Source organism: Streptomyces sp. NPDC031426, assembly GCF_055581585.1.
Genome location: NZ_JBVIJE010000050.1, coordinates 1 through 23,027 on the forward strand (window position 1 = coordinate 1; position 23,027 = coordinate 23,027).

The window sequence follows — 23,027 nt, forward strand, 5'->3', positions numbered from 1 at the left end:
GGTACTTACGTGGTGCTGGCACTGCTCGTGGTTCTCCTTCGGGCCAGGATCATAAGCCTGGCTTCAGGGACTCCACGAAACGGGGTGCAGCTCACTTCGATGTTGTCCGCCAGACGGGACATGTAGCCGTGCTTGTCGTCGGTCTTCAGGTAGCAGGGCTTGCCTTCCGGCCCCGACCACGGGAGGAGTCGTAGTTCGTTCGGTGCCGTCATCCTTGCGTCTGCCTCTCATCGGTCACGTGGTGGGTGGTGAAGACCGCGTCGACGCGATCACCTGGGAATGCCAGAAGGGCGGCCTCGACGACTCGCCCGGCGGTGTCGGTCACGACGCGCGTGATCGCGAGGACTGCCTTGGAGGAGCCGGTCCGGAGGGCCGATGCTTCGTCCGGTGTTGGTGGGCGGGCGCATACCGTCTCCCGTACGGCTGCCGGCGGTGAGCCCAGAACGGCGAGCCGAAGGGCGGTCTCCTGCCAGGAGGGTTCGTCGTCCAGTACTCCAGCCGGGACCAGGTCGCGCGGGATGTAGATGCGGGCCAGTCCGCGCGGTGACTCTTCCACGTGGCTGACGCAGAAGAACTCAGCGAGTGGACTGCCCGTCGGCACCTTGAGCAACGTCGTCAGATGGCTGTCTGCCGGAACCATGGTGGTGCGCACGGTGACACGCAGGGCCGCGTCAGCAGCGGTCCACGGGTCCAGCGTCCCCCATCCGCCGACGTACACAATCTTGCGTGGTGGGCGACGAACAAAGTTCCCCTTGCCGTGGATCTTCTCGACGAGGCCTTCGCCCTGGAGGACCGCGAGGGCGCTCCGCAGTGTCACCGTGCTGACCTTGTAGCGGTCGGCAAGGCCGGCCTCGGACGGGAGACGTTCGCCGGGCTTGATGCGACCGGTTGTGATCTGCTGCCGTAGATCGTCGGCGATGTCGTGATGGCGTGAAGGCACGGACCGGATCACCGCCTTCTCATCATCCGAACGGCGGTGAGCCGGGTACGCGCGTGTATGGTCAGCAGCTCGCCCGACTCGAAGAGGAGTTGCTTGGCTCCCTGAGGGAGTTGGAAGAGGTCACTCACCCGGCATGCCCTGCCGCCGAGTTGAATGACGTCGCCACGCTGCACGGTAGCTGCGTTGATCTCGACGTTGGACGCCAGCGCGCCGCCGGGGACCCAGCCGCTCACCGCTCCACCTCCGCGGGTGTGGAGTGCTGGGACGCCGAGTGACACGCGCAGGTGCACGTCTCGTAGACGACCGGTAGGTCGATCGGTGCGGAGACCGGCGAAGACTCCGTGCAGGCAACGTGCGTGCCAATACGGCAGGCAGTCGACTGGTAGGGGACGGCCGAGACATCGGCAGGGTGGGGCTGTTGGCGAGGAATCATCAGCGGACCCCCGCGCGACACGACCAGGCTTCAGCGGGCAGGCGGGAAGCGACTACCACCGCACGCGGCCGTACTCGTTCCTCCCAAGCCAGCACGTACGGGCGGACGAGCGCGTTTTCCTCCCCCACAAGCGGGTGTTCGTGGTTCGCGCTGTCGGAAGCCCGGCCCAGTATGACCGTCGACGCGTCAGCGGACGCAGGAAAGGCGGTTGTGGTCGGCGGCCGGAAGGGTGCTAACGGGCGGCGATGCCTGCCCTTGGGGGCGTACCGCGCTCTGGTGAGTGAGACGGCACGGCGGATACGGTTGAGCACGCTACTCAGCTCCTATCGCTGATGGCTGGTCCCCCGACATCGCCCGTCGTGGGGACCGCTTTGCGTACGACCGCCCAGAGGGTGCGGCCGTTCAGGCCGGTGGCGACGAGACCGAACCGATCGGCTTCCGCCACCGCTTCCAGGACCTCCCGCCATAAATCGGCGGAGAGCGAGTCAGGCACTTCCGCTTCGACCGACGCGTACCGGTCGTGCTCCTCCACGCGTGCGGAGAGCCCGACGGCCGACAGCCGGGCAGCGATGGCTGCCGCGCTAACTCCCGAAGCGGGCACAGGGCAGCCTCCGTCAACCGGCGATCACTTTCAGTGAAGCTAGTTAACTAGATTAGAGCTAGTGGACTAGATTTTCCATATGCCTGAGCAGCCGCCCTATCTCCGTATCGCCGACGAACTCAGGCGGCGGATCGCGGAGCACGTATGGGAGCCGGGGGACCGTCTGCCCTCTCGCGCCCAGATCGGCCAGGAGTGCGGCGTAGGCGAGAACGTCGTCCGCCGGGCGCAGGAGCTGCTTATCTCCCAGGGTGTGTTGGAAGGCCGCGCCGGGTCGGGCACGTACGTCGCCGAGCCCCGGAAGCGGGTCCGGGTCGTCCGGTCGGCGGCCCGGGAGCAGCCCAGCGGATCGCCGTTCCGCGCGGATATGAAGGCCGCGGGCAAGCAGGGTGATTGGGAGAGCCGGACCGATGCCAAGGTCCCGGCGCCGACGGACATCGCGACGCGGCTTGGCATCACCGAAGGCGACCTGTGCGTACGGACGACCTACGAGTTCCTTGCCGACGGCAGGCCGGTGCAGCTGTCCACGAGCTGGGAGCCGTACGACCTCACCGCAGGCACTCTCGTCGTCCTCCCAGAGGGAGGGCCCCACGCCGGGGCGGGCGTCGTGAATCGCATGGCCGCGATCGGCGTCACCGTCAGCCACGCCGTGGAGCAGCCCGAGCCGAGGCAGGCGACTGCCGAAGAGGCGTCGATACTCGGCATCCAGAAGGCCGCGCTCGTCACGCACATCCGGCGGACGTACTACAGCGACCAGGGGCGTCCCGTAGAGACGGCGGACATCGTGGTGCCCGCCGCGCACTGCGAGATCGTGTACGAGATCCCCATCAACCGCTAACCGACAGCCGACGGCGAGCCTGCTGCCCGATGCCCCATGGGTCCGGTCCCGGGCCTGCCCCTCCAGTGCTTGAACCGTGCCCCACGCCGGGCCGTCTCTGGGCCGTGCGAGGGTGCCCGAGGCCGATCGATGACGACCAACGGCGACAGGTGAGGCAGAGACGCCGACCAAGAAAGCCCAGGTCACAGCCCCCGCATCAAACGGGTTAACACCCAAGCCTGGCGTTCAGGCAAGATGGGGTGTATCTGCCCACTGCCAGATTTCAAGCTGCCGGACGGTTTCTCTTGGCTGAGTTCATTTACACCATGCGCAAGGCGCGCAAAGCGCACGGCGACAAGGTGATCCTCGACGACGTCACCCTGAACTTCCTGCCGGGTGCCAAGATCGGCGTCGTCGGCCCGAACGGTGCCGGTAAGTCGACCGTGCTGAAGATCATGGCGGGACTGGAGCAGCCGTCCAACGGCGATGCCTTCCTGTCGCCCGGCTACAGCGTCGGCATCCTGCTCCAGGAGCCCCCGCTGAACGAGGAGAAGACCGTCCTGGAGAACGTCCAGGAGGGTGTCGCCGAGATCAAGGGCAAGCTCGACCGGTTCAACGAGATCGCCGAGCTGATGGCGACCGACTACTCGGACGCGCTGCTCGACGAGATGGGCAAGCTGCAGGAGGAGCTGGACCACGCCAACGCGTGGGACCTGGACGCGCAGCTCGAGCAGGCCATGGACGCCCTCGGGTGCCCCCCGGGCGACTGGCCCGTCACCAACCTCTCCGGTGGTGAGAAGCGCCGCGTCGCGCTGTGCAAGCTGCTCCTCGAGGCGCCCGACCTGCTGCTCCTCGACGAGCCCACCAACCACCTCGACGCCGAGTCCGTGAACTGGCTGGAGCAGCATCTCGCCAAGTACGCGGGCACCGTCGTGGCCATCACCCACGACCGGTACTTCCTCGACAACGTCGCCCAGTGGATCCTCGAGCTCGACCGCGGGCGCGCCTACCCGTACGAGGGCAACTACTCCACGTACCTGGAGACCAAGGCGACCCGCCTCAAGGTCGAGGGCCAGAAGGACGCCAAGCGGCAGAAGCGGCTCAAGGAAGAGCTGGAGTGGGTGCGGTCGAACGCCAAGGGGCGGCAGGCCAAGTCCAAGGCGCGTCTCGCCCGGTACGAGGAGATGGCCGCCGAGGCCGAGAAGATGCGGAAGCTGGACTTCGAGGAGATCCAGATCCCGCCGGGCCCGCGCCTGGGCAGCGTCGTCGTCGAGGTCGACAAGCTCAACAAGGCCTTCGGCGAGAAGGTCCTCGTCGACAACCTCAGCTTCACGCTGCCGCGGAACGGGATCGTCGGCGTCATCGGTCCGAACGGCGCCGGCAAGACCACCCTGTTCAAGATGATCCAGGGCTTCGAGACGCCGGACTCCGGTGACATCAAGGTCGGCGAGACCGTCAAGATCTCGTACGTCGACCAGGGGCGCGCCAACATCGACCCGAAGAAGACGCTGTGGGAGGTCGTGTCCGACGGGCTCGACTACATCAACGTCGGTCAGGTCGAGATGCCGAGCCGCGCGTATGTGTCGGCCTTCGGCTTCAAGGGCCCGGACCAGCAGAAGCCGGCGGGTGTCCTGTCCGGTGGTGAGCGCAACCGGCTCAACCTGGCGCTGACCCTCAAGCAGGGCGGCAACCTGCTGCTCCTCGACGAGCCCACCAACGACCTGGACGTGGAGACCCTCAGCAGCCTGGAGAACGCCCTGCTGGAGTTCCCCGGGTGCGCCGTGGTCGTCTCCCACGACCGATGGTTCCTCGACCGCGTCGCCACCCACATCCTCGCCTACGAGGGCGACTCCAAGTGGTTCTGGTTCGAGGGCAACTTCGAGTCGTACGAGAAGAACAAGATCGAGCGGCTCGGCCCGGACGCCGCGCGTCCGCACCGCGCCACCTACAAGAAGCTGACCCGGGGCTGATCGGTCTTGCGCCACATCTATCGCTGCCCGCTGCGCTGGTCGGACATGGACGCGTACGGACATGTCAACAACGCGATCTTCCTCCGCTATCTGGAGGAGGCTCGCATCGACTTCCTGTCCCTGCGCGGCGAGGAGTCCAAGCAGGGGTCCGTGGTGGCGCGCCATGAGATCGACTACAAGCGCCAGCTCGTCCACCGGCCCACGCCCGTGGACATCGAGCTGTGGGTCACCCAGGTCAGGGCCGCGTCCTTCACCGTCACCTACGAGGTGAAGGACGCGGACGTGATCTACGTCCGGGCCTCCACCGTGGTCGTCCCGTTCGACTTCGAGACGCAGCGGCCGCGCCGGATCACCGCGGAGGAGCGCGAGTTCCTCCAGCAGTACATGGACGGCGCCGACGACGCCGACGAGGAGGCCGTCGCCGCATGACGGTGCTGCACCTGGCCGACGAGACGGAGGCGGCCGATTTCGCCGCCTTCCTCTCCCGGCTGCTCCGCTACGACCGTGGAGCCGCGGTGCGTCTGCAGGCGGCCGGCACGGCGCTCGCCGTCTTCGGCCGGCCGCCGTCCTTCGAGGTGCTGGCCGTCCGCGCGGTACGGCTGGCGAAGCCCTACGAGAAGGGCCTCGACGTCACCCTCGACGTGACCGTCTCCGCCGGTGAGCTCCTGGAGTCCGTGGACGAGCGCGGCGCCACCGCCGGCGTGCCGGCCGCCGTCACCGGTCCGCCGTGGGCCGGTGTGCTCCCACCGCGCGGCGGCTGGCAGCCCGAGCCGGGGCTGCCCGCACCGGACGCGCTGCGGGCGACCGTCGCCGCGGCGGTCACCGAGTTCCGGTCCCGTACGGAGGAACTGGCGCCGGAGGGCCGTACCCGGGCGGAGCTGGACCGGATCGGGCGGGACATCTGGTCCCGGGAGATCGGGCGGACCGGGCTCCCGGTGCGGGCCGTGCACGCCGCCCAGTCCCTGGGCTTCCTGCGGCGGGGCGCCGATCCGGCCGACACCGGGCTGTTCTCCTCGGGGGCGTGGCTCAGGCTGCGCACTCCGTACGGGTCCGTCGCCGTACGGCGGGCGGGGCTCGGGTCTCTGGGCGTCAGCGTCCGCTGAGCCTTCGTAGCGGCGCGCCGCTCACTCCGTGTCGTCCGGCCACACCCCGATGTGGTCGGACTCCAGTTCCAGGGCCACGCGGTCGCGCATCTCCAGGGCGCGGAGGTAGTCGGCGGGGAGCTGGAGGCGGCCGGCGCGGTCGAGCATGGCGTACTCGCGGGCCACGACCGTCTCGTGGCCGGTCGTGGCGTCGATCTCGCTGCGCCGCAGCACCTCCGTGGAGGTACGGCCGTCGCGGATGGCCACCGTGCGGCGGACCTCGCCCATGGTCGTGGGTCACGATGACGATCGTGGTGCCGAGGGTCTCGTTGGCCGTGCGGAACGCGTCGAAGATCTGTGCCGCGGTCCGGGAGTCGAGTTCGCCGGTGGGTTCGTCGGCGAGCAGCACCGCAGGGTCGTTCGCCAGGGCCACGGCGATCGCGACGCGCTGCTGCTGGCCGCCGGACAGCTCGTACGGGCGCCGGTCACGGCAGTCGCCCACGTGCAGCAACTCCAGGAGTTCCAGGGCGCGTTCGGTGCGGGCTCGGCGGGCTCGGCGGGTGTGGGGGCGGGGGCCGGAGAGCTGGAGGGGCAGGGCGACGTTCCGGGCGGCGGTGAGGTAGGGCAGGAGATTGCGGGAGGTCTGCTGCCAGACGAAGCCGACGGTTTCGCGGCGGTAGGCCAGGCGGTCCCGGGCGGTCATGGTGAGCAGGTCGTGGCCGGCGACCCGGGCGGCGCCGGCGGTGGGGGTGTCCAGGCCGGCGAGGATGTTCATGAGCGTGGACTTGCCGCTGCCCGAGGCGCCGACGAGGGCCATCAGCTCGCCTTCGCGGACGAGGAGGTCCAGGCCCTGGACGGCTTGGACCTCGATGCCGTCCGTGGAGAAGATGCGGACGAGGCGGTCGCAGGTGATCAGGGCGTCATGGCCGTAGGCGGGTTGGTTCCGGGTTTCCGCGACACGGTCCGCCAGGTCGGTGAGGCTGGGGTCGGTGGTCATGGGGTCTCCTGGGGGACGGTGCCCTGTGCTGCGCGTGCGGCTGTGCTGGTTGCCGGTGCTGTGTGGGTGCCCTGCGCTGTGGCCGGCCGGGGGTTGGCTTCGCTTGCCCACGCCGGCGGGGTGCCTCCCCCCAGAGGGGGTGCCCCCAGCGCCCACCCGTGCCGACCCAGCGGCACGACTGCCCGCAGGCTGCGGCGGGACTTCGCGTCCTCATCGGCCATCGCCCGCCCTGAGCTCCCTGACTGACCGCATCCGTCCCGTCCACCACGCCTGTGCCGTCGCGATCCCCACCGTCAGCACGACGACCATGACCGCCGGGACCGTCAGGGACCAGGCGTCCGGTCTCAACTCGGCTTCGGGTAGCGGGGATTGGGTCGTGGACAGGGCGATGGTCATCAGGTCGACGCCGGGGGAGAGGAGGCGGATGGTGGACCAGCCGGTCAGGGCGGAGCCGAGGGCGGCCAGGAGGGCCTGCGGGAGGGACTCCAGGATCAGCAGGCGGCGGCCCTCCGCGCGGGTGAGCCCCATCGTGCGCAGGCGGGCCAGCAGGGCGGCGCGTTCCGGGGCCGGGCGGAGGAGGGCCAGCAGGAGGGTCAGTACCGCGAAGCCGGCGCCCGCGGCCACCGCCGCCGCGTAGACGTGCTCGGCCCCGGACTGGAGGGGGAGTCGGCGTACCGGGCGCGCTCGGCGGCCAGGAGCTGGACGCCGACGGAGCCGCCGGCCGCGTGCCGCAGCGCACCGGCGTCCAGGCGGTCGCCGGGCAGCAGCAGCGCTGTCGGGCGGTCGGCGGGGGAGGGCAGGCCGGCCCGGTTCACGACGAGGAAGCTGTCGCCGGCCGGCCGATCCTGGCGGTCGTCATCCGGCCGAAGTCCGCCGACGCGAGCCACGCCGTGGACCCGGCGCTGACCCGGCCGCCGGTGAGGACGGAGGAGTCGGCGAGCAGCGGGCCGTACGTCGTGAAGCCGGCCTTCTTCACGCCGCGGCCGAGCAGGTCGTCCAGCTGCCAGTACGGCGCCGTCACCGAGACGGGGCGGTACAGCCCGGTGATCCGCACCCGTACCGCCGGGCCGCCCAGCCGGTCGGTCAGGGTGAGCCGGTCGCCGGGTGCCAGCCGCAGCGCGCGGGCGGCGGTCTGCGGCAGCGCCACCTCGACCGTGCCGCCGGCGCCCTCGGCACGGCGCGGAAGGCGGCCGGCGGCCAGCCGCAGCTGGGTTCCGTCCAGTGCCGCGAGGTAGGTCAGGTCCGGGTCGCCGGACCGGGCCGCGGGCGGCTGCAGCGAGCGGGGCAGCGCGTACGGGCCCGAGCGGCGCAGGGTCCGGAATGTCACCGGCAGGCCGGCGAAGGTCCGCCGGGCGCCCGCGCGTACGGCGGCGTCGGCGGCCCGCCCGTCCGGCGGCCCGTCCGCCTTGACGATCAGCGCGGTGTCGGCGGCGCCCTGAGGATCGGCCAGCACATGACGCAGCGCGGCGTCGCCGATCGCCGCCGAGTACGCGGTGAGAGTCGCCAGTACCGCGGTGGTCAGCACCACGGTGAGCAACGCGGCACTCAGCAGCAACCGGTGCGCACGCGCGCGTGCGAAGACGAACCGCATCACCAGGCCCCTGTGTGTCCGTCAGCTCCAGACCTCCGGGCGATGCTGACAGAGCCGACCGGCTCCGGGTAAGCGGTTGTCGACCGGTCTATACCAGATCGTGACCGGAATACGGCCGTACGCGACCGGAATCCGGCGTTCAGCGGCGGCTGTTCGTCACTCCGGGGTGTTGATCATCGACGCGGCGGCGTACGTCAGGTAGTTCCACAGCGTCGTCTCGTGCTCCTCGGACAGCCCGAGTTCGTCGACGGCCACCCGCATGTGCCGCAGCCAGGCGTCGTGCGCCGCCCGGTCCACCGTGAACGGGGCGTGCCGCATGCGCAGCCGGGGGTGGCCGCGGTTCTCGCTGTAGGTGGTGGGGCCGCCCCAGTACTGCATCAGGAACAGGGTCAGCCGTTCCTCGGCCGGTCCCAGGTCCTCCTCCGGGTACATCGCCCGCAGGAACGGGTCCTCGGCGACCCCCTCGTAGAAACGGTGGACCAGCCTGCGGAAGGTCTCCTCCCCGCCGACCTGCTCGTAGAAGGTCTGCTCCTGAAGCGTGCCGCGCCGAATCTCATTCACGTCCCCTATGGTCTCAGACCGGGTGACCGAGGTGTCGGGCCTCGCACCGTCATGGTCGCGCGGGAGGTGTACGCGGCGGCAGAGGTCAGCGGCGAGGCCGAGGAACGCCAGGTGGTCGTGGGGGGCGCTCGTAGCGGGGTGACGGGCGGCGGTGGCCGGTGGCCAGGACCTGGTGCGCTCGACGGCCCGGCGACGCCGGCCGGTCCTCGTCCTGAGCCGATTCCCTTCCCTTGCGGCGATGCGGTACGGCGGTGTGCGGGGCACCGAGTGGCTTCTGCCCCGGCTCCGTGCTGCGCTCGGGCGGACCGGCGCGTTTCTGCGTCGCCGAGTCCTCCAGCGCCGGATCACCGGCGGTCGAAAACACCCATGGGGCCTGGGAGCGGTGTCGGCGCGGAGGTCGGTGAGCGGGCCCGGGAGCTCCCGGCCGCCGGCGCCACCCTGCGTGAGCGGTGGACGGCCGTCGTACCGCGTTGGTGCAGATACCGGGCACCTTGTGATCACAGGGATTCAGAGCCTCACCCCGTCGCCGTCCAGCAGCCCGGCGAGCCTGCTCACCAGCGTGTCGATCTCGCGGGCGCACCCGTACAGCACCTCCCGGGGTCTTCCCTCAGGGTCCGCGATGTCGTCCTCGGCCGGCGGGACGGGGGGGACGGCACCTCTGCGGGCCGCCGCGTCCGCCACCACGGCATCACGGAAACCCGCATCCACCCGCTCCTCCGTCTCGCCGCCGGAGGACCCGGCGGCGAGACGCACGAACTCCTTCAGCGTGAAGCAGCGCCGCATCGCCGACGGCGCGAGGCGCACGGCCGCTTCCCGGTGCTCGCACGCCAGCCCGAGGACCAGCGCGGCGCCGGCGACGAGCCGCGCGGTGAGCGGGCGCGACACGAAGCCGGAGCCGTCGGCGCCCAGCTCCTCCAGCACCTCCCTGGTGGAGCCGTCCATGCCGGAGCCGTGCCACGCCTCTGTTCCGGCGCTCTCCGACCGCACGGGCGAGCCGGGCGGAAGCCTGGCAGCCAGCAGCCGTTCGGCGAAGACGGAGCGGTGCACGTTGCCCGTGCAGACGAACAGGACGCGGGTCATTTCTCGCCCGCTGGTCGCGTCGCCGCGGGTGCGACCGCCTCCTCCGGCCGGCCCGCCGTACGAGGAGCGGGCAGTTCGCCGTACTGCCCGTAGGCGCCGTAACGGCCGTAACGGCCGTAACGGCCGTAACGGCCACCCGTGGAGACCGGAGCCATGCTGAAGACCGTGCCGAGGATGCGGACGCCCACGCGCTCCAGTGATTCACTGGCGGTGCGTACCTGGTCCCGGGTGGTCTTCGCGGCGCGTACGACGAGCAACGTGCCCTGAGCGAGCGACGCCAGTCCGAGAGTGTCGGCGACCGGCAGCAGCGGCGCGGTGTCGACGATCACGACCTCGTAGGTGTCCGCCAGCTCGCGCAGCACCTCTTCCATGCGCGCCGAGGCGAGCAGCTCCGTGGGGTTCGGCGGTACGGCACCGCCGGCGAGCACCGAGAGCCCGCCGGCGACCTGCTGCATCACGTCCTCGATGCGGGCGTGCCCGATGAGCACCGTGGTCAGACCGGCGTCCTGGACCAGGCCGAACGTCGGGGCCACACACGGACGGCGCAGGTCGGCGTCCACCAGGCAGGTGGAGACGCCCGCCTCGGCGAGCGAGAGCGCGAGGTTCACCGCGGTGTTGGTCTTGCCCTCACCGGGCAGCGAGCTCGTCACCACGATGATCCGGGGCGGGTCGTCGACCTGGGAGAACTGGAGGTTGGTCCGCAGCTTGCGGAACGCCTCGGCACGCCTGGAGTGGCCGTCGGCGCTGACGAGCGGCTGCTTGGGGGCGTTCCTGTCGTAGGGGATGGTGCCGAGGCCCGGCAGCGCGGTGAACTCGCCCAGTGCGTCGCTGGCCTTGAACGTGGTGTCGAGGGTCTCGCGAAGGGCGACGAGCCCGGCACCGAGGAACAGACCGCCGAGAACTCCCGCGGCCAGGTTGAGCATCGGGCGCGGCGAGACCGGAACGGTGGGGACGACGGCATCCTGCGTGATCCCCAGGGAGACGGGGGAAATCGTCGCGCCGTCGTCGCCCGTGCGCTTCCCCTTGGACGGCTTCGAGGGAGCCTGCTTGGGCGTCTCCAGTCGCTCGACGACCGAACTGAACCGTTCCGCGACGGCGTTGGCGATGCGCGCCGCACGCTGGGGCATGGTGTCCCTGACCGTGATGTTGATGAGCACGGTGTTGAGCGGGGCAACGGCCTTGATCTGGGAGGCCAGTTTCTCCGGTGTGGTGTGCAGCCCCAGCTCCTTCACCACGGGAGCGGTGACCTGATGGGTCGTCACGATTTCGGCGTACGACTGCACGCGGGCCTGCGAGAAGCTCTGCCCCTGGTTCATCTGGGCGGTGTCCTCGGCGGTGCGGGTGGCGACGAAGAGCTGCGCCCTGGCCTCGTAGACGGGAGTGCTCAAACTCGTCATGGCGACCGCCGCACCGACAGCGAGAACCAGACAGGCCACGACAGTCGGCCATCGTCTGGCAAGAGCCTTCAGGAATCCGTGGAGATCCAAGCTGCACCCCTCATAGGACTGAGGGAACGGCCCGAAATGGGATGTTCCGTTCCCTATGCGTGCAGCTGAAGATAGGGACTCGCACGCCTCAACCGGGGGAGCCACCCTCATGTCGGCCTGCCGAACGACCCTTGCGTCGTACATCACCCGGCCACTTCGCCGGGGTGACGCCGCGCGCCATTGAGGGCGACGGCTACACCATCCGGTGGCTTCTGGGCGGTTTCAGGCGATTTGGTGTCGGTATTCCCCATATATTCGATGTATTCCTGATCTTGATTACGGCTGACGCTGCAGCCCGGCCCGGACCGAAGTCGAGGAGAGTGAAGAAGATGACAGCATCGCCCAGGTGGCGAACTGCTATGGCAGCGGCAGGATCAGCTGCCGTACTTGTCGCCGCACCACTGGTGGGGATGTCGACCGCCCACGCGGATCCCCACCCGCCGACGCCATGCCCGGCGTACCCGCCGCAGCCCCCGCAGGTCACCGTCCACCCCGACAAGGTGCGCGCCGGAGGCACCCTGGGATTCGTAGGCACTTGCCTCTGCCCCGACCAGGTGGTCATCGCGGAGCTTCACTCGCATGAGGTCATCCTGGGCAAGTTCAGGGCAGACGACGACGGAACCGTCGAGGGCAGAGTGACGATCCCCAAGCGCACCAAGCCCGGGAAGCACGTCTTCGAGCTGGAATGCAAAAAACCCAGGCTGGAGGCATTCACCGAATTCACGGTGACGCGCAAAGACGGTCACCACGACGGCGACCACGACGGCGACCACAAGGGCGACCACAAGGGCGACCACAGGGGAGACCACGACAACGACCACAAGGGCGACCACCGGGGCGACCACAAGGGCGACCACGACGGCGACCACAAGGGAGACAAGGAACACGGCGGACACGACCGGGACCGCTCGAGCCTCGCGAAGACCGGCAACGAGAAGGCCCTGACGCTGGGCGGCACCGCAGCGGGGCTGCTCGCGGCGGGCACCGGCGCGATGATGGCCGTGCGTCGTCGCCGCAATTCATGACGGAGCGGGACCTGACTACGGCGGTATCACGGCGTCCCGGTCCTGACCGGGACGCCGTCCCCGTGCCCGGCCGCCCCCGCCGCTCCGGTGACCGGGCGCCGGGCCGCCGTCGCGTGCTCAGGTACGCCCTGCTGGCCGCCGCGGCGCTCCCGCTGGCCGGCGCCGCCTGGATCGGTGTCACCGGACTGCTCGCCCGTTCAGAGCTGATGGCGGCCCAGCGGGACCTCGACGCGCTACGGCAGTCGACGGCACCCGTGTCGACGCCCGGCTCCGCCGCCGGGGCGCCGCCCTCGGCCACCAGATCCTGGGAACAGGCGGTGCGTTCCGCCGCCGCCCACTCCGCACGGGCGCACCGCCTCACCACCGGCCCGGCCTGGTACCCCGCCGCCGCCCTGCCCTTCCTCGGGGAGCCGGTCAGGACCGTACGCGGCGCCGCCTACGCGGCGGACCGCCTGGCCGGCGAGGTGTTGGCCCCGCTGGCGCGCGCGTTGCCCCAGCCCACGCCGGACGGCCATGGCGGGGGGATGTCCGAGGCCCTCACGGCGTTGCGGCAGCACGCGCCGGACGTCGCCCGGGCCGCACGCGTAGCAGCCGAGGTGCGGGCCGACGTGCACGGGCTGCCCCGGTCCACCTGGCTGCCGTCGGCCGACCGGGCCCGTGCCGGGCTCGCGCAGCAGCTCGACCGCCTCGCCCCGGTGATGACCGACGCGTCCGTGGCGGCTCGTGTCCTGCCGCCGATGCTCGGCGCAGACGGGGAACGGCGTTACTTCCTCGCCTTCCAGAACCTCGCCGAGGCACGCGGCACCGGGGGCCTGCCGGGGGCCTTTGCCGTGCTGCGGGCCCGGCGCGGCCATCTGTCCTTCGAGCGGTTCGGCAACAACACCGAGATGGCCACGGCGAAGGCGGACATCGACCTGGGAGCCGACTTCGACGCCCGCTACCAGCGCAGCGATCCGACCGGTACGTGGCCCAACTCCAACATGAGCCCGCACTTCCCCTACGCGGCCCGTATCTGGGCCGCGTACTGGCGCGAGCACACCGGCGAGCGCGTGGACGGCGCGATCGCCATCGACCCCGTGACGCTGAGCCGTTTCCTGCGGGTCACCGGCCCGGCCCGGATGGCCGACGGCACCCAGCTCACCGCCGACAACGTCGTGGACCTCACCGAACGGGCCAGCTACGCGATGTACGACGACGTCGCCCGGCGCAAGGCGTTCTTCGTCGACGCGGCCCGCGCCGCCGCCGGGCCCCTGCTCGCGGCTGCCGACGACACACGCCGCCTGCCCGCGCTGCTCGTCGCTGTGAACGACGCCCAGCGGGAGGGACGGCTGAAGGTGTGGAGCGCCCACGCGCAAGAGCAGCGCCTCCTGGAGTCGCGCCCCTACTCGGGCACGCTCCCGGACTCCCCCGGCCCCTTCGCGGGGCTCGTGGTGAACAACGCGGCGGGCTCCAAGCTGGACTACTACCTCGACCGGCGCCTGGTCTGGGAAGCGGGCGGCTGCACCGGCGGCGACCGCCCCGTCACCGTGACCGTGACCCTGACCAACCGGGCCCCGGCCTCCGGCCTGCCCGGTTACGTCACGCTGCGGGAGGACCGCCCGCGCTACCCCACCCGGCCGGGTGACAACCGGCTGCTGGTGTCGTACTACGCCGGGACCGGGGCCACCCTCACCGGCGCCACTCTGGACGGCCGTACGGCGCTGCCCGCGTCCGGCGAGGAACGCGGCCACCCCGTGTACACGCTGGACCTGGAGCTGCCCGCGGGCTCCAGCCGCACGCTGGTGCTGCACCTTCTGGAACCGCACGCGAACGGCACCCCCACCCTGCTGCAGCAGCCCCTGGTGACACCGTTGCGGACCACGCTGAGGGCGAAGGGGACGTGCGGTGCGTGAGCGTCTGCGGCGGAAGGGGGCGCTGGTGATCTCGGGTGCGCTTGCCTTCGGATGGTGTGCGGCCGCACGTGGGGCCGCCGACGAACGGCCGCTCGCCGCGCGCCGGGTCGAGCGTCTGCGGGTCAAGGTCCTCCAGGTCCTGCCGCACGACCCGAAGGCGTTCACCGAGGGCCTGGAGATGGCCGGCGGCACGCTCTACGAGAGCACAGGGCTGTCCGGCGTGTCCTCCGTACGGGCCGGGCCCCCGGGCAAACCGCCCACGGTCCGCGCCGCGTTGCCCGCACCCGTCTTCGGCGAGGGGATCGCCCTGCTCGGCCGATCCCTGTGGCAGCTCACCTGGCGGGACCGGATCGCCGTCGAGCGCGACGCCAGGATGCTCGCGGAACTGCGCCATGTCCCGTACCCCGACGACGGCTGGGGCGCCTGCCTCCAGCGGGCGTCCCACCGGCTGGTGACGAGCGACGGCTCGGCGCGCCTGACGTCCCGTGACCCACGGACGCTCGCGACGACGGGCGGGGTCGCCGTCACCGACGGAGGCCGCCCGGTCAACGACCTCAACGAGCTGGAGTGCGTCGGCGACGCGGTGTACGCCAACGTGCTCTTCACCGAGCGGATCGTGCGCATCGATCCCGTCACCGGAGCAGTGACGGCGACCGTCGACGCGTCGGGCCTGCTGCGCGGCGACGAGCTCGTCCCGGGATCCACGCTGAACGGCATCGCGGCCGTCCCCCGAACGCATCAGTTCCTGATCACCGGGAAGTTGCTGGCCCAAAATGTTCCGTGTGGTGTTCGTGCCGGCCTGACGGACGGGCGGCCGCAGCAGCACAGCGACGCAGGTCACCGCTTGGGCCACCACGGTGCGGCGGCGTGGGTGGGTGATCTCGGATGGGCCAGTACATCGAAGGAACCGAACCGCATCGCACGCCCGAGGTGCAGCGGTGACTGCCGATTTCGGTTCCGCCGCGGGCGGCAAGTCCACCGAGCCAGCGAGGGCGTCGACGTCGCCCAGGTGCTCCTCGACTCCGTCAAGATCCCGGTCGAACCGTTGGAGACGGAGAGCGAACCCGAGCGGGAGTCCATGCGGTAGCCGGCGTTCGCGCGCCGCCGAGGGGTCGCATCACGGGACGCGACCTCGGCTCTTGGTCCGTTTGTATCGGTCGCCCGCAGACGGAAGCGGACGGCATGGGCAGGAGGCATGAAGCTCTGCCCATCGGGTGAGATTCTCGCCCGCCTCAACGTCCTGCCCCATTTCACCATAGATGGTCATACACACTCGATTAGTCCTGGTTTGATACCCTTTGGAGGGCGAATGTGGCTGTTCGGGGAGACAATGCCCCAGGCACCCATGATCGAGTCTGCGCCGACACAGGTCATCCGCAAGCAGCCATCGGCCGGTCGCCGCACCGGCAAACCCATCTGGTACCCGGCCGCCGCCGTCCTCGGCGACGCGGCGGCGGCCGCGGTGCCGGTGTACCTGGTCTTCGCACTGATCGAGGGCGCGAACGCCATGGCGTACGCGACGGTGGCGGCCATGGCCTGGCTGCTCGTACGCGGTTCGCGCAACCGCTACGCCGAACGCCATCTCGGTGAGGGCGACGACATCGGCTCCGCGCTGAAGGACTGGCGGATCATGATCGGACTGCTCGCGGTGGCGTGGGCGGCGACCGCCGAAAAGTCCCCCTTCCTTCTCACACTGGCCGCGCTGCTGCCCTGCGCCCCGACGAGCACCATCGGGCACGTACTGATCCGCCGTCATTTGATCGGCCGACGCCGCGACGGACGGACCGTCCGCCGGAGTCTGGTGATCGGGGAGGCCGAAGCCGTGGACGGTCTGGTGGGCCATCTCGCGCAGCGGACCGACCACGAGTTCGTCGTTGTCGGCGTGTGCCCGATCGGCGACGAGGATCCACAGGCACTGGCCCCCGTCGCCGCCCGCCTCGAACGACACGAGCCACCGAGCATGTCGGCCGACTCCACTGCGGTGCTCGATGCGGTCCGCCGACTCGACGTCGAGACGGTACTCGTCGCACCAGGACCGCTCATGACGGGAACGCGTCTGCGACGGCTGTCGTGGGCGCTGCACGCCGACGAATGCCCGCTCGTGGTCGTGCCGGGACTGACCGACGTGGCCAAGCGCCGGGTCGGAGTCTCCTCCGTGGCCGGGCTCACCATGCTGAACGTGGCCCCGCCCTTGCGCCGTGGGCTTGCGCCGCTGCTCAAGTCGGTGACGGACCGGTTGGGCGCGGCACTGCTGATCCTGCTGCTCGCCCCCGTCCTCGCGGCGGTGGCCCTCGCCGTGCGGCTGGACTCCCCGGGCCCCGTCGTGCATCGGCAGACCCGCATCGGCCGTGGCGGAGTGCCGTTCACCATGGCGAAGTTCCGCACCATGGTCGCCAACGCGGAGCGGTTGAGGCAACAGCTGGCCGGAAGCAACGAGCAGGACGGCCGGATGTTCAAGATCCGCCGCGATCCGCGGATCACCCGTGTCGGCCGGGTGCTGCGTCGCTACTCCCTGGACGAACTGCCCCAGCTCTTCAACGTGGTGCGGGGACACATGTCCCTGGTCGGTCCGCGGCCGCCGCTGCCCGACGAGGTCTCCGGTTACGACGAAGTGGGACTGCGCAGGCTGACCGTCAAACCGGGGCTCACCGGGCTGTGGCAGGTCAGCGGCCGCTCCGACCTGTCCTGGGACGAGACGATCGCCCTGGACCTCAGGTATGTCGACAACTGGTCCCCGTCCGTCGACCTCGGCATCCTCGTCCGCACGGTGCGCGCCGTCGTCGCGGGTACCGGGGCCTACTGAGCAGCCGCCGACCCCGTTGCGGGCCAGTCCGACGCCGATGTGGACCGGTCCGGGGCCGTGCCGACCCGTTCCCCTGCCGGCCACCACCGGCGACACCCACCAGCACCGGCGATCCTCCCGGGAGGGCCCATGCCGTCGAGAATCCCTACCGACCATTCGTCCTGGGAAGGCTCCGGAGCGAACCACCGCACTGCGGGGGACAGCCTTCGCCGACCATGCGCCGGAGCCACAGACGTGCTCGCCCTGGCGGACAGGCTCTTCCGGTGGGCCGACGCCCGTGGCTGGGCGGGGCCCGACCCGTACGACGGGCTGACCGGCCCGCTGGGACGGCTGGCCGCGCACCGCGTGCTGCGGCAGGCGCTCCTGCAGACCGTCAAACGCAGCGGGATCGACCTGCGACCGGTCCTGGGCATTCGCCCCCTGCGCACCGCCACGGCCGCCGGAACCGCGGCCGGCGCCTGCGCACGGCTCTCCGCGTCCCCCGTGTGGCGGGAGCGCGCCCTCCGTCTGGGCCGATGGACGGCCACCGAGCAGATGTCCGGGCGCTACGCCGGGCTGTGGCGCTACGAGTTCGACGTGCAGACCCGTTGGGCCTACTACCCCGCCTCCGTCCCGAACCTGGTGGCCACGACCTTCTGCGCGGATGGCTGTCTCGACACCGGAACGCTGGGCGACGAGGCCGTGCGGTCGCTCGCCCGTGGACTGCTGACGCACCTGCACAACGGCGAGTTCTTCACCTACACACCGACCAGCGGCGCCCTCGTCCACAACGCCAACCTCATGGGTGCCGCACTCGCCGCCCGCCTGGCCCTCACCGGTGTCCTGCCCGGGGAACTTGCGGACCGGCTGGCCGATGGGGCCCGCGGAGCCGTCGAGGTGAGTCTGGACGGTCAGCGCCCCGACGGCTCGTGGCCGTACGGACGGGGTCCGCGACTGGACTGGGTGGACGGCTTCCACACCGGATACGTACTGCTTCGCCTTGAACGGACCGCTACGCTGCTCGGCCTGGATGTGCGGGTCCCTCTCGAACGGGGGGTGGACCACTACCTACGGAACCTGTTCGACGGCCCTCTTCCCCGCTATTTCGCGGGCAGTCGGACCAGACGGGACCCGAACAACGACGCCACGGCGGTGCGGATGGCGGCCTGGGCGGCCGAGCGCGGCTTCGTCCCGCCCGACTTCGCCCGCGCCGTGCTGACGGCCGTCGTGGGCCGCTACCCCGGCCTGGGCACCGACCCGTGGGCCAAGGGCTCCCAAAGGAACAGGGCTCTGTGGGAGTCGCCCCGGTGGAGCGCCGCTCCCCTTCTGGACGCGCTGACCGCCCTGCACGCCGTGCTGCCGGGCGGTCAGGAAGAAGTGCCAAGACCACCACACTCCGACCCGAGCAGTCAGCGGACAGGAGCCGTCTCGTAGCCCGACAGGACGTCTGCGGTCCGCCCCGGCCCTCCCACCGCGTTCCGCTCCCACCAAACGGCCGCGCAGAACAGCCCGAACACCGCAAGCCCCCGGTCACGCCTGCCCTGCACGTGTTCGGCGACGAGACGGTCGGCGGTCCGCCGGTCGAAGACGTCGTCGAACAGCGGGGAGCGCCGGACCTCGGTCCACAGACGGCCGCCGTGCTCGCGCAGCAGCGACCGTACCGGCGCCCCGAACCCCGTCTTGGGGCGTCGGGCGACGAACTCCGGTACACCCGCCGCCACCGCGGCGGCGCGGAAGAGCGCCTTGCCGTCGCCCAGCCGCAGTTGTTCCTCTGCGACGGTGCCGAGGGCGGCAGCAACCACCGGTTCTCCCAGGAACGGCACCCTCAGTTCCACGCTCGCACGCATCGACGCACGGTCGCCGTAGAGCAGGTTCAGCCCCGGCAGGAACAGCCGCCTGTCGCACTCCGCCAGCGCCGCGAGGGCGGTCCCGCCCGCGTCGAGCACGGCGCCCGCCACGGCGCGATGCCGCCCGGTGACCGCGTCCAGACCGACGAGCGGCGACAGCGCTGCCCACTCCCGCCCGGAGTAGTACGCCTGCGTCGCCCACGACCAGTCGCGGGGGCCGAGTTGGAGCAGTCGCCCGAACTTGTCCGCGCGGCCCCGGTAGCGCCGGGGGCCGGGGATGACGGTGGTGGCGCCGAGGGCGGGCCGCGCCCACGCGGGGAGCCGTTGCAGCAGCAGCACGGCCTGGTACCGCTCGTAACCGAGGAACAACTCCTCGACCCCGAGCCCCGACAGCAGCACGGTGGCCTCATCGCTTGCGGCGCGAGAGAGCTGCATGAGGGTGACGGCGGCCGGGTCGCCGAAGGGGACCTCCATGGTGGTGACCAGCTCCGGGATCAGGCGCAGTACGTCGACGTCCAGGTCGACCCACGTCAGGGGCAGACCCAGGCGCCGGGCCACCCGTGCGGCGTAGGGGGCGTCGTCCTCGAACGGCTCCGTGGTGGCCGCCGCGTTCCGCGGCCGGGCGGCGAGTGCGGGTCCGGCGAAGCCGTCCCTGATCATCTCCACGCCCAGCCAGCTGCTGTCCAGCCCTCCGCTCAGCAACAGTCCCACCGTCACGTCCGCACGCACCTGCCGGGCGACCGACTCGCGGACGGCGGTACCGATGTCCTCTGGGGGCGTAGCGGCACCAGCTCGCCACCACGGTGACGCCGGGTCACATCCCGTAGCCCGCCGCGACAGCACCGTCCCGATCGGCACGGCCCGCACTCGCTGCCAGCCGGTCCGCGGCGGCGGCGTCCACAGGAACATGGCTCCCTGCGCCACCGCGACCGGGTCGGCGTCGCCGGCCAGTCCGGCGGCCCGCAGTGGTTCGATCTCACTGGCGAGCGCGACTGTTCGGCCCATGGTGTCCACCGCCTCGTACAGCGGTTTGATGCCCAGTCGGTCACGCCCGTAGCGCAGTTCGCCGTCGGGCAGGAGGAGGGCGAAGGCGAACATGCCGTCCATCTGGTCGAGCAGCCGCGGTGCGTCCGGCTGCAGCAGCAGTTCGTAGAGGACTTCGGTGTCGCCCGCGGTCGTGAACCTCACGTGCCGCTTCCGCAGCACCTCGCGCAGGTGCGGAGCGTTGTAGATCTCGCCGTTGTAGACCAGCACTCCCCGCTCCGGGGAACCGAAGGGCTGGTCGCTCCTGGGGTCCAGGTCCACGATGGCCAGGCGGCGGAAGTGCAACTCCGCATGCCAGTTCCCCCCGTCGAGATCCAGGTGCCCGCTCGCGTCGGGGCCGCGGTGCGCGAGTGCCGCGCACAGGTCCGGGTGGGACGACGGCCGGTGCGGGGCGCTCCTGTTCAGCAGGACGACGAAGCCACACATCAGATCGCCGCCGTGGCCGCAGGGGAACCACCATCCGCCTGCCCGCCTGGTTTCGGTACCGCGGCTGCTGGGGCGGAAGGGGGTGTCGGCCACTCCAGTGCCCTGGCCAGGGCCGGTGTGGCGGGGGCGACCTCCATGACGCGGTCCTCCGTGAGCGAGCGGGCCGCACGGGACGCGACGAGGGAACTCCGCAGCGCCGATGCGAAGTCGGCGGTGGCAGTGGTCTCCTTGTCCAGGGGATCGTTGCGGACCAGGCGCACGAGGGCTCGCATCTCGGCCGCGTGCCCCTTCGGCGAGCCACGGTACTTCGTCGTGGCCGCCCTGCCACCTTTCCACACGGCAAGCGAGCCGAAGTCCTCGATCCTGGCCGCCATACCGTCGGTGGCCACTTCCAGGAGTTCCTTGGGGGCACCGGGCGGTGTCAGCCCCCCGTACACGATGGACGCGGCTGAGCCGTCGTCGTACGTGAGCTGGAGGGTGACGCTCTGCGCAACGGCCGGGTCCGTCGCGTCCACGCCGACGGCCTGCACCGCGACCGGCCTACCGGAGACCAGGAAGCCTGCGGCATCGATGAAATGACACATTTCGCCGAGCAGCCGACCACCCTGCCGAGGGTCGAAGTACCAGTGCTCGGCCGGAAGCCGGCCCGCGAAGATCCGGTAGACGATCTGGAGAGGTGCTCCCGCCGGAAGCGCGGCGCGCAGATCCCGCATTGCTGGGGCGAACCGCCGGTTGAACCCGGCCATCGCCGGGGCGCCGGAGGTCAGCCACGCGTCGGCCACGTCCTCCAGTTCGGCCTCCGTGAGGCCCAGGGGCTTCTCGCAGTACAGGGCGGCGCCGCCGCGCAGCACCTGCGCCGCGTAGCGGCCGTGGCTGTCATGGCGGCTGAGGACCATCACGCAGTCCGCGTCGCCCGAGGCGAGGCCTGCCTCGGCGCTCTCCGCGACGGTACGGAAACCCCACCGCCGACCCTGGTGCGCGGCGGACAGCCCCCGTCCGCTGGCGACCCATGAGAACGCGACGCAGGGCTCCCGTTTCAGCTCGGGGAAGAGCGTTCTCGTCGCGAAGTTGCCCGCGCCGATCGCCGCGACGCGCAGCGTGCCCCGGGGCGCGGCCCACGTGCGGGAGCCTGCCGGCGAGGCCGGCTGGGGCGGGAGCTGCGCGGACCCGGGGTAGCGCAGGAGCAGGGCGACGCTGCGTCCGCCGGACGACGGCTTCAGCGTCTCGTAGGCCTCGGCCGCCTCCCCTACGGGGAAGACCCGCGGCTTGAGCTGGGCGAGGTCCAGCGCCCCCGTCGCCAGGAGCCGGAGCACCTCGGCGAGGTTGCGCCGTTCCGTCCACGGGACGTAGCCCTCCGGGTATGGGTGGCCGCGCTCTTCGAAGCGGTGGTCGTACCGCCCCGGGCCGTAGGACCGCGCATAACGGATCGACAGTTCCTTGTGGTAGTACGACGAACGTGGCGGTACGACGCCCACGTCGCCGACGACCACCACGGTGGCGCGGTCACGGGCAAGGTGGCCTGCGACCTCGACGGGGTCGGAACTGGCGGTGGCGGCGGTGATGAGCACCGCGTCCGCGCCGGCACCCGCCCAGCGCCGGGATACGACGTCGGGCAGACAGTCCGTCTCCCGCGCGAAGGCCGCGAGCCCCGCCGAGTCGGCGAGTGCCACCATGGCCGGGTCGGGGTCGATGCCCACCCCGTCGTACCCATAGGCGCGCAGCAGTTGGAGCGTGACCTGGCCGAGCAGGCCGAGGCCGATGACGGCGATCCGTGAGCCCGGGACCGCCTCGGCCTGGTGGATGCCCTGCAGTGCAATGGCGCCGACCGTGGCGAAGGCCGCCCACTGGGTGTCCACGTCCTCCGGCACGGGAACCACCAGGTTGCGGGGTACGGCGACGATCTCCGCGTGTGAGGCGTAGCGGGCCCCGGCGGCAGCGACCCGCATGCCCGGGCGGATGTCGTCGACGCCCTCACCCGTCCGCAGGACCGTGCCCGCGCAGGAGTATCCGAGCTGCACTGGGCGGTCCAGCCGGTCCTGGACCGTCCGGTAGGTGTCAGCGAATCCCGACCGCTTCACGCTGTCGATCACCTGCGCCACCTGCTCGGGCCGCTGCCGCGCCTTGCCGATCAGGCTCTGCGCGCCGGTCGAGACGGTGGCCCGTTCCGTGCCCGCGCTGATGAGCGACCATTCGTTGCGGATCAACACCGTCCCGGCGGCTGCTTCGGGGGCGGGAATTTCTCCCAGCGTGACGGCACCGGTACGCGGGGACAGAAGGACTGTTTTCATTTCCTGCCTTCACTGAAGGGAAGCGCGGGTCACGGCGCACTGTAGGGAGGGCGATGCACCGGGACGTGCGCCTCTCCTGCGGAGCGGACCAGATGGACGAACATCTCCATGCACATGGGTGAACACGCGTCCGGTATAGCAGGAAATGTACCGAAATACCGGTTCGC

General features: G+C 71.0%; 17 protein-coding genes and 3 pseudogenes. 9 read left to right on the forward strand and 11 right to left on the reverse strand.

Annotated features, from left to right (window positions below):
* Positions 1-208: 208 nt before the first annotated feature.
* From ACZ5NH_RS43315 to ACZ5NH_RS43325, 3 genes are all read right to left on the reverse strand, one after another.
* Positions 209-940 (reverse strand): GntR family transcriptional regulator, encoded by a 732-nt coding sequence (locus ACZ5NH_RS43315; RefSeq protein ID WP_468783717.1) that lies wholly within the window; start codon positions 938-940, stop codon positions 209-211.
* A gap of 8 nt (positions 941-948) precedes the next feature.
* Positions 949-1,173 (reverse strand): hypothetical protein, encoded by a 225-nt coding sequence (locus tag ACZ5NH_RS43320; protein WP_468783719.1) that lies wholly within the window; start codon positions 1,171-1,173, stop codon positions 949-951.
* A 516-nt stretch (positions 1,174-1,689) separates the two neighbouring features.
* A complete protein-coding gene (locus ACZ5NH_RS43325) occupies positions 1,690-1,974 on the reverse strand; it encodes a hypothetical protein (RefSeq protein WP_452967906.1) in 285 nt (94 codons plus the stop codon).
* 79 nt (positions 1,975-2,053) lie between these two features.
* Between ACZ5NH_RS43325 and ACZ5NH_RS43330 the strand changes: the two genes are divergently transcribed.
* The 4 genes from ACZ5NH_RS43330 (at position 2,054) to ACZ5NH_RS43345 (ending at position 5,861) form a co-directional block, all read left to right on the forward strand.
* Positions 2,054-2,809 (forward strand): GntR family transcriptional regulator, encoded by a 756-nt coding sequence (locus ACZ5NH_RS43330; RefSeq protein WP_468783722.1) that lies wholly within the window; start codon positions 2,054-2,056, stop codon positions 2,807-2,809.
* Positions 2,810-3,093: 284 nt separating this feature from the next.
* Positions 3,094-4,758, forward strand: a complete 1,665-nt coding sequence (gene ettA / locus ACZ5NH_RS43335) for an energy-dependent translational throttle protein EttA (protein WP_468783724.1) — start codon at positions 3,094-3,096, stop codon at positions 4,756-4,758.
* 6 nt (positions 4,759-4,764) lie between these two features.
* Entirely contained in the window at positions 4,765-5,187 is a 423-nt protein-coding gene (locus ACZ5NH_RS43340; protein ID WP_388634740.1) for an acyl-CoA thioesterase, read from the forward strand.
* Positions 5,184-5,861, forward strand: a complete 678-nt coding sequence (locus ACZ5NH_RS43345; RefSeq protein ID WP_468783726.1) for a DUF8185 domain-containing protein — start codon at positions 5,184-5,186, stop codon at positions 5,859-5,861. The genes ACZ5NH_RS43340 and ACZ5NH_RS43345 overlap by 4 nt, the downstream gene beginning before the upstream one ends.
* A 21-nt stretch (positions 5,862-5,882) precedes the next feature.
* On the opposite strand, the pseudogene ACZ5NH_RS43350 reads toward ACZ5NH_RS43345, so the two are convergent.
* The 6 genes and pseudogenes from ACZ5NH_RS43350 to ACZ5NH_RS43375 form a co-directional block, all read right to left on the reverse strand.
* Positions 5,883-6,837, reverse strand: a pseudogene (locus tag ACZ5NH_RS43350) (ABC transporter ATP-binding protein).
* 210 nt (positions 6,838-7,047) lie between these two features.
* Positions 7,048-7,670 (reverse strand): annotated as a pseudogene (locus tag ACZ5NH_RS43355) (ABC transporter permease); the annotation flags it as partial.
* Positions 7,671-7,681: 11 nt separating this feature from the next.
* Positions 7,682-8,428: pseudogene (locus ACZ5NH_RS43360) on the reverse strand (ABC transporter permease); the annotation flags it as partial.
* A 156-nt stretch (positions 8,429-8,584) separates the two neighbouring features.
* Entirely contained in the window at positions 8,585-8,998 is a 414-nt protein-coding gene (locus tag ACZ5NH_RS43365) for a globin (protein ID WP_450985297.1), read from the reverse strand.
* 498 nt (positions 8,999-9,496) lie between these two features.
* Positions 9,497-10,069 carry an arsenate reductase/protein-tyrosine-phosphatase family protein gene (locus ACZ5NH_RS43370; protein ID WP_468783728.1) on the reverse strand — a complete coding sequence of 191 codons (573 nt, stop codon included), beginning with the start codon at positions 10,067-10,069 and terminating at the stop codon, positions 9,497-9,499.
* Positions 10,066-11,700 (reverse strand): tyrosine-protein kinase domain-containing protein, encoded by a 1,635-nt coding sequence (locus ACZ5NH_RS43375; protein WP_468783759.1) that lies wholly within the window; start codon positions 11,698-11,700, stop codon positions 10,066-10,068. Before ACZ5NH_RS43375 ends, ACZ5NH_RS43370 begins: the two co-directional genes overlap by 4 nt.
* 410 nt (positions 11,701-12,110) lie before the next feature.
* Between ACZ5NH_RS43375 and ACZ5NH_RS43380 the strand changes: the two genes are divergently transcribed.
* The 5 genes from ACZ5NH_RS43380 (at position 12,111) to ACZ5NH_RS43400 (ending at position 18,689) form a co-directional block, all read left to right on the forward strand.
* Positions 12,111-12,581, forward strand: coding sequence for an LPXTG cell wall anchor domain-containing protein (locus ACZ5NH_RS43380; RefSeq protein WP_468783730.1), 471 nt, complete (start codon positions 12,111-12,113; stop codon positions 12,579-12,581).
* Between the two features lie 62 nt (positions 12,582-12,643).
* Complete coding sequence (locus tag ACZ5NH_RS43385; protein ID WP_468783732.1) at positions 12,644-14,473, forward strand: DUF4012 domain-containing protein; 1,830 nt, start codon at positions 12,644-12,646, stop codon at positions 14,471-14,473.
* Positions 14,466-15,560, forward strand: coding sequence for a glutaminyl-peptide cyclotransferase (locus ACZ5NH_RS43390; RefSeq protein ID WP_468783734.1), 1,095 nt, complete (start codon positions 14,466-14,468; stop codon positions 15,558-15,560). Before ACZ5NH_RS43385 ends, ACZ5NH_RS43390 begins: the two co-directional genes overlap by 8 nt.
* A gap of 258 nt (positions 15,561-15,818) precedes the next feature.
* Positions 15,819-17,276 carry an exopolysaccharide biosynthesis polyprenyl glycosylphosphotransferase gene (locus tag ACZ5NH_RS43395; protein ID WP_468783736.1) on the forward strand — a complete coding sequence of 486 codons (1,458 nt, stop codon included), beginning with the start codon at positions 15,819-15,821 and terminating at the stop codon, positions 17,274-17,276.
* Positions 17,277-17,510: 234 nt separating this feature from the next.
* Complete coding sequence (locus tag ACZ5NH_RS43400) at positions 17,511-18,689, forward strand: hypothetical protein (protein ID WP_468783738.1); 1,179 nt, start codon at positions 17,511-17,513, stop codon at positions 18,687-18,689.
* Here ACZ5NH_RS43400 and asnB read toward each other — a convergent pair.
* The gene (asnB, locus tag ACZ5NH_RS43405; protein WP_468783740.1) at positions 18,665-20,572 is read right to left on the reverse strand and encodes an asparagine synthase (glutamine-hydrolyzing); all 1,908 of its coding nucleotides are present in this window, start codon (positions 20,570-20,572) and stop codon (positions 18,665-18,667) included. The genes ACZ5NH_RS43400 and asnB overlap by 25 nt on opposite strands.
* The gene (locus ACZ5NH_RS43410) at positions 20,572-22,860 is read right to left on the reverse strand and encodes a bi-domain-containing oxidoreductase (protein ID WP_468783742.1); all 2,289 of its coding nucleotides are present in this window, start codon (positions 22,858-22,860) and stop codon (positions 20,572-20,574) included. The genes asnB and ACZ5NH_RS43410 overlap by 1 nt, the downstream gene beginning before the upstream one ends.
* Positions 22,861-23,027 lie beyond the last annotated feature (167 nt).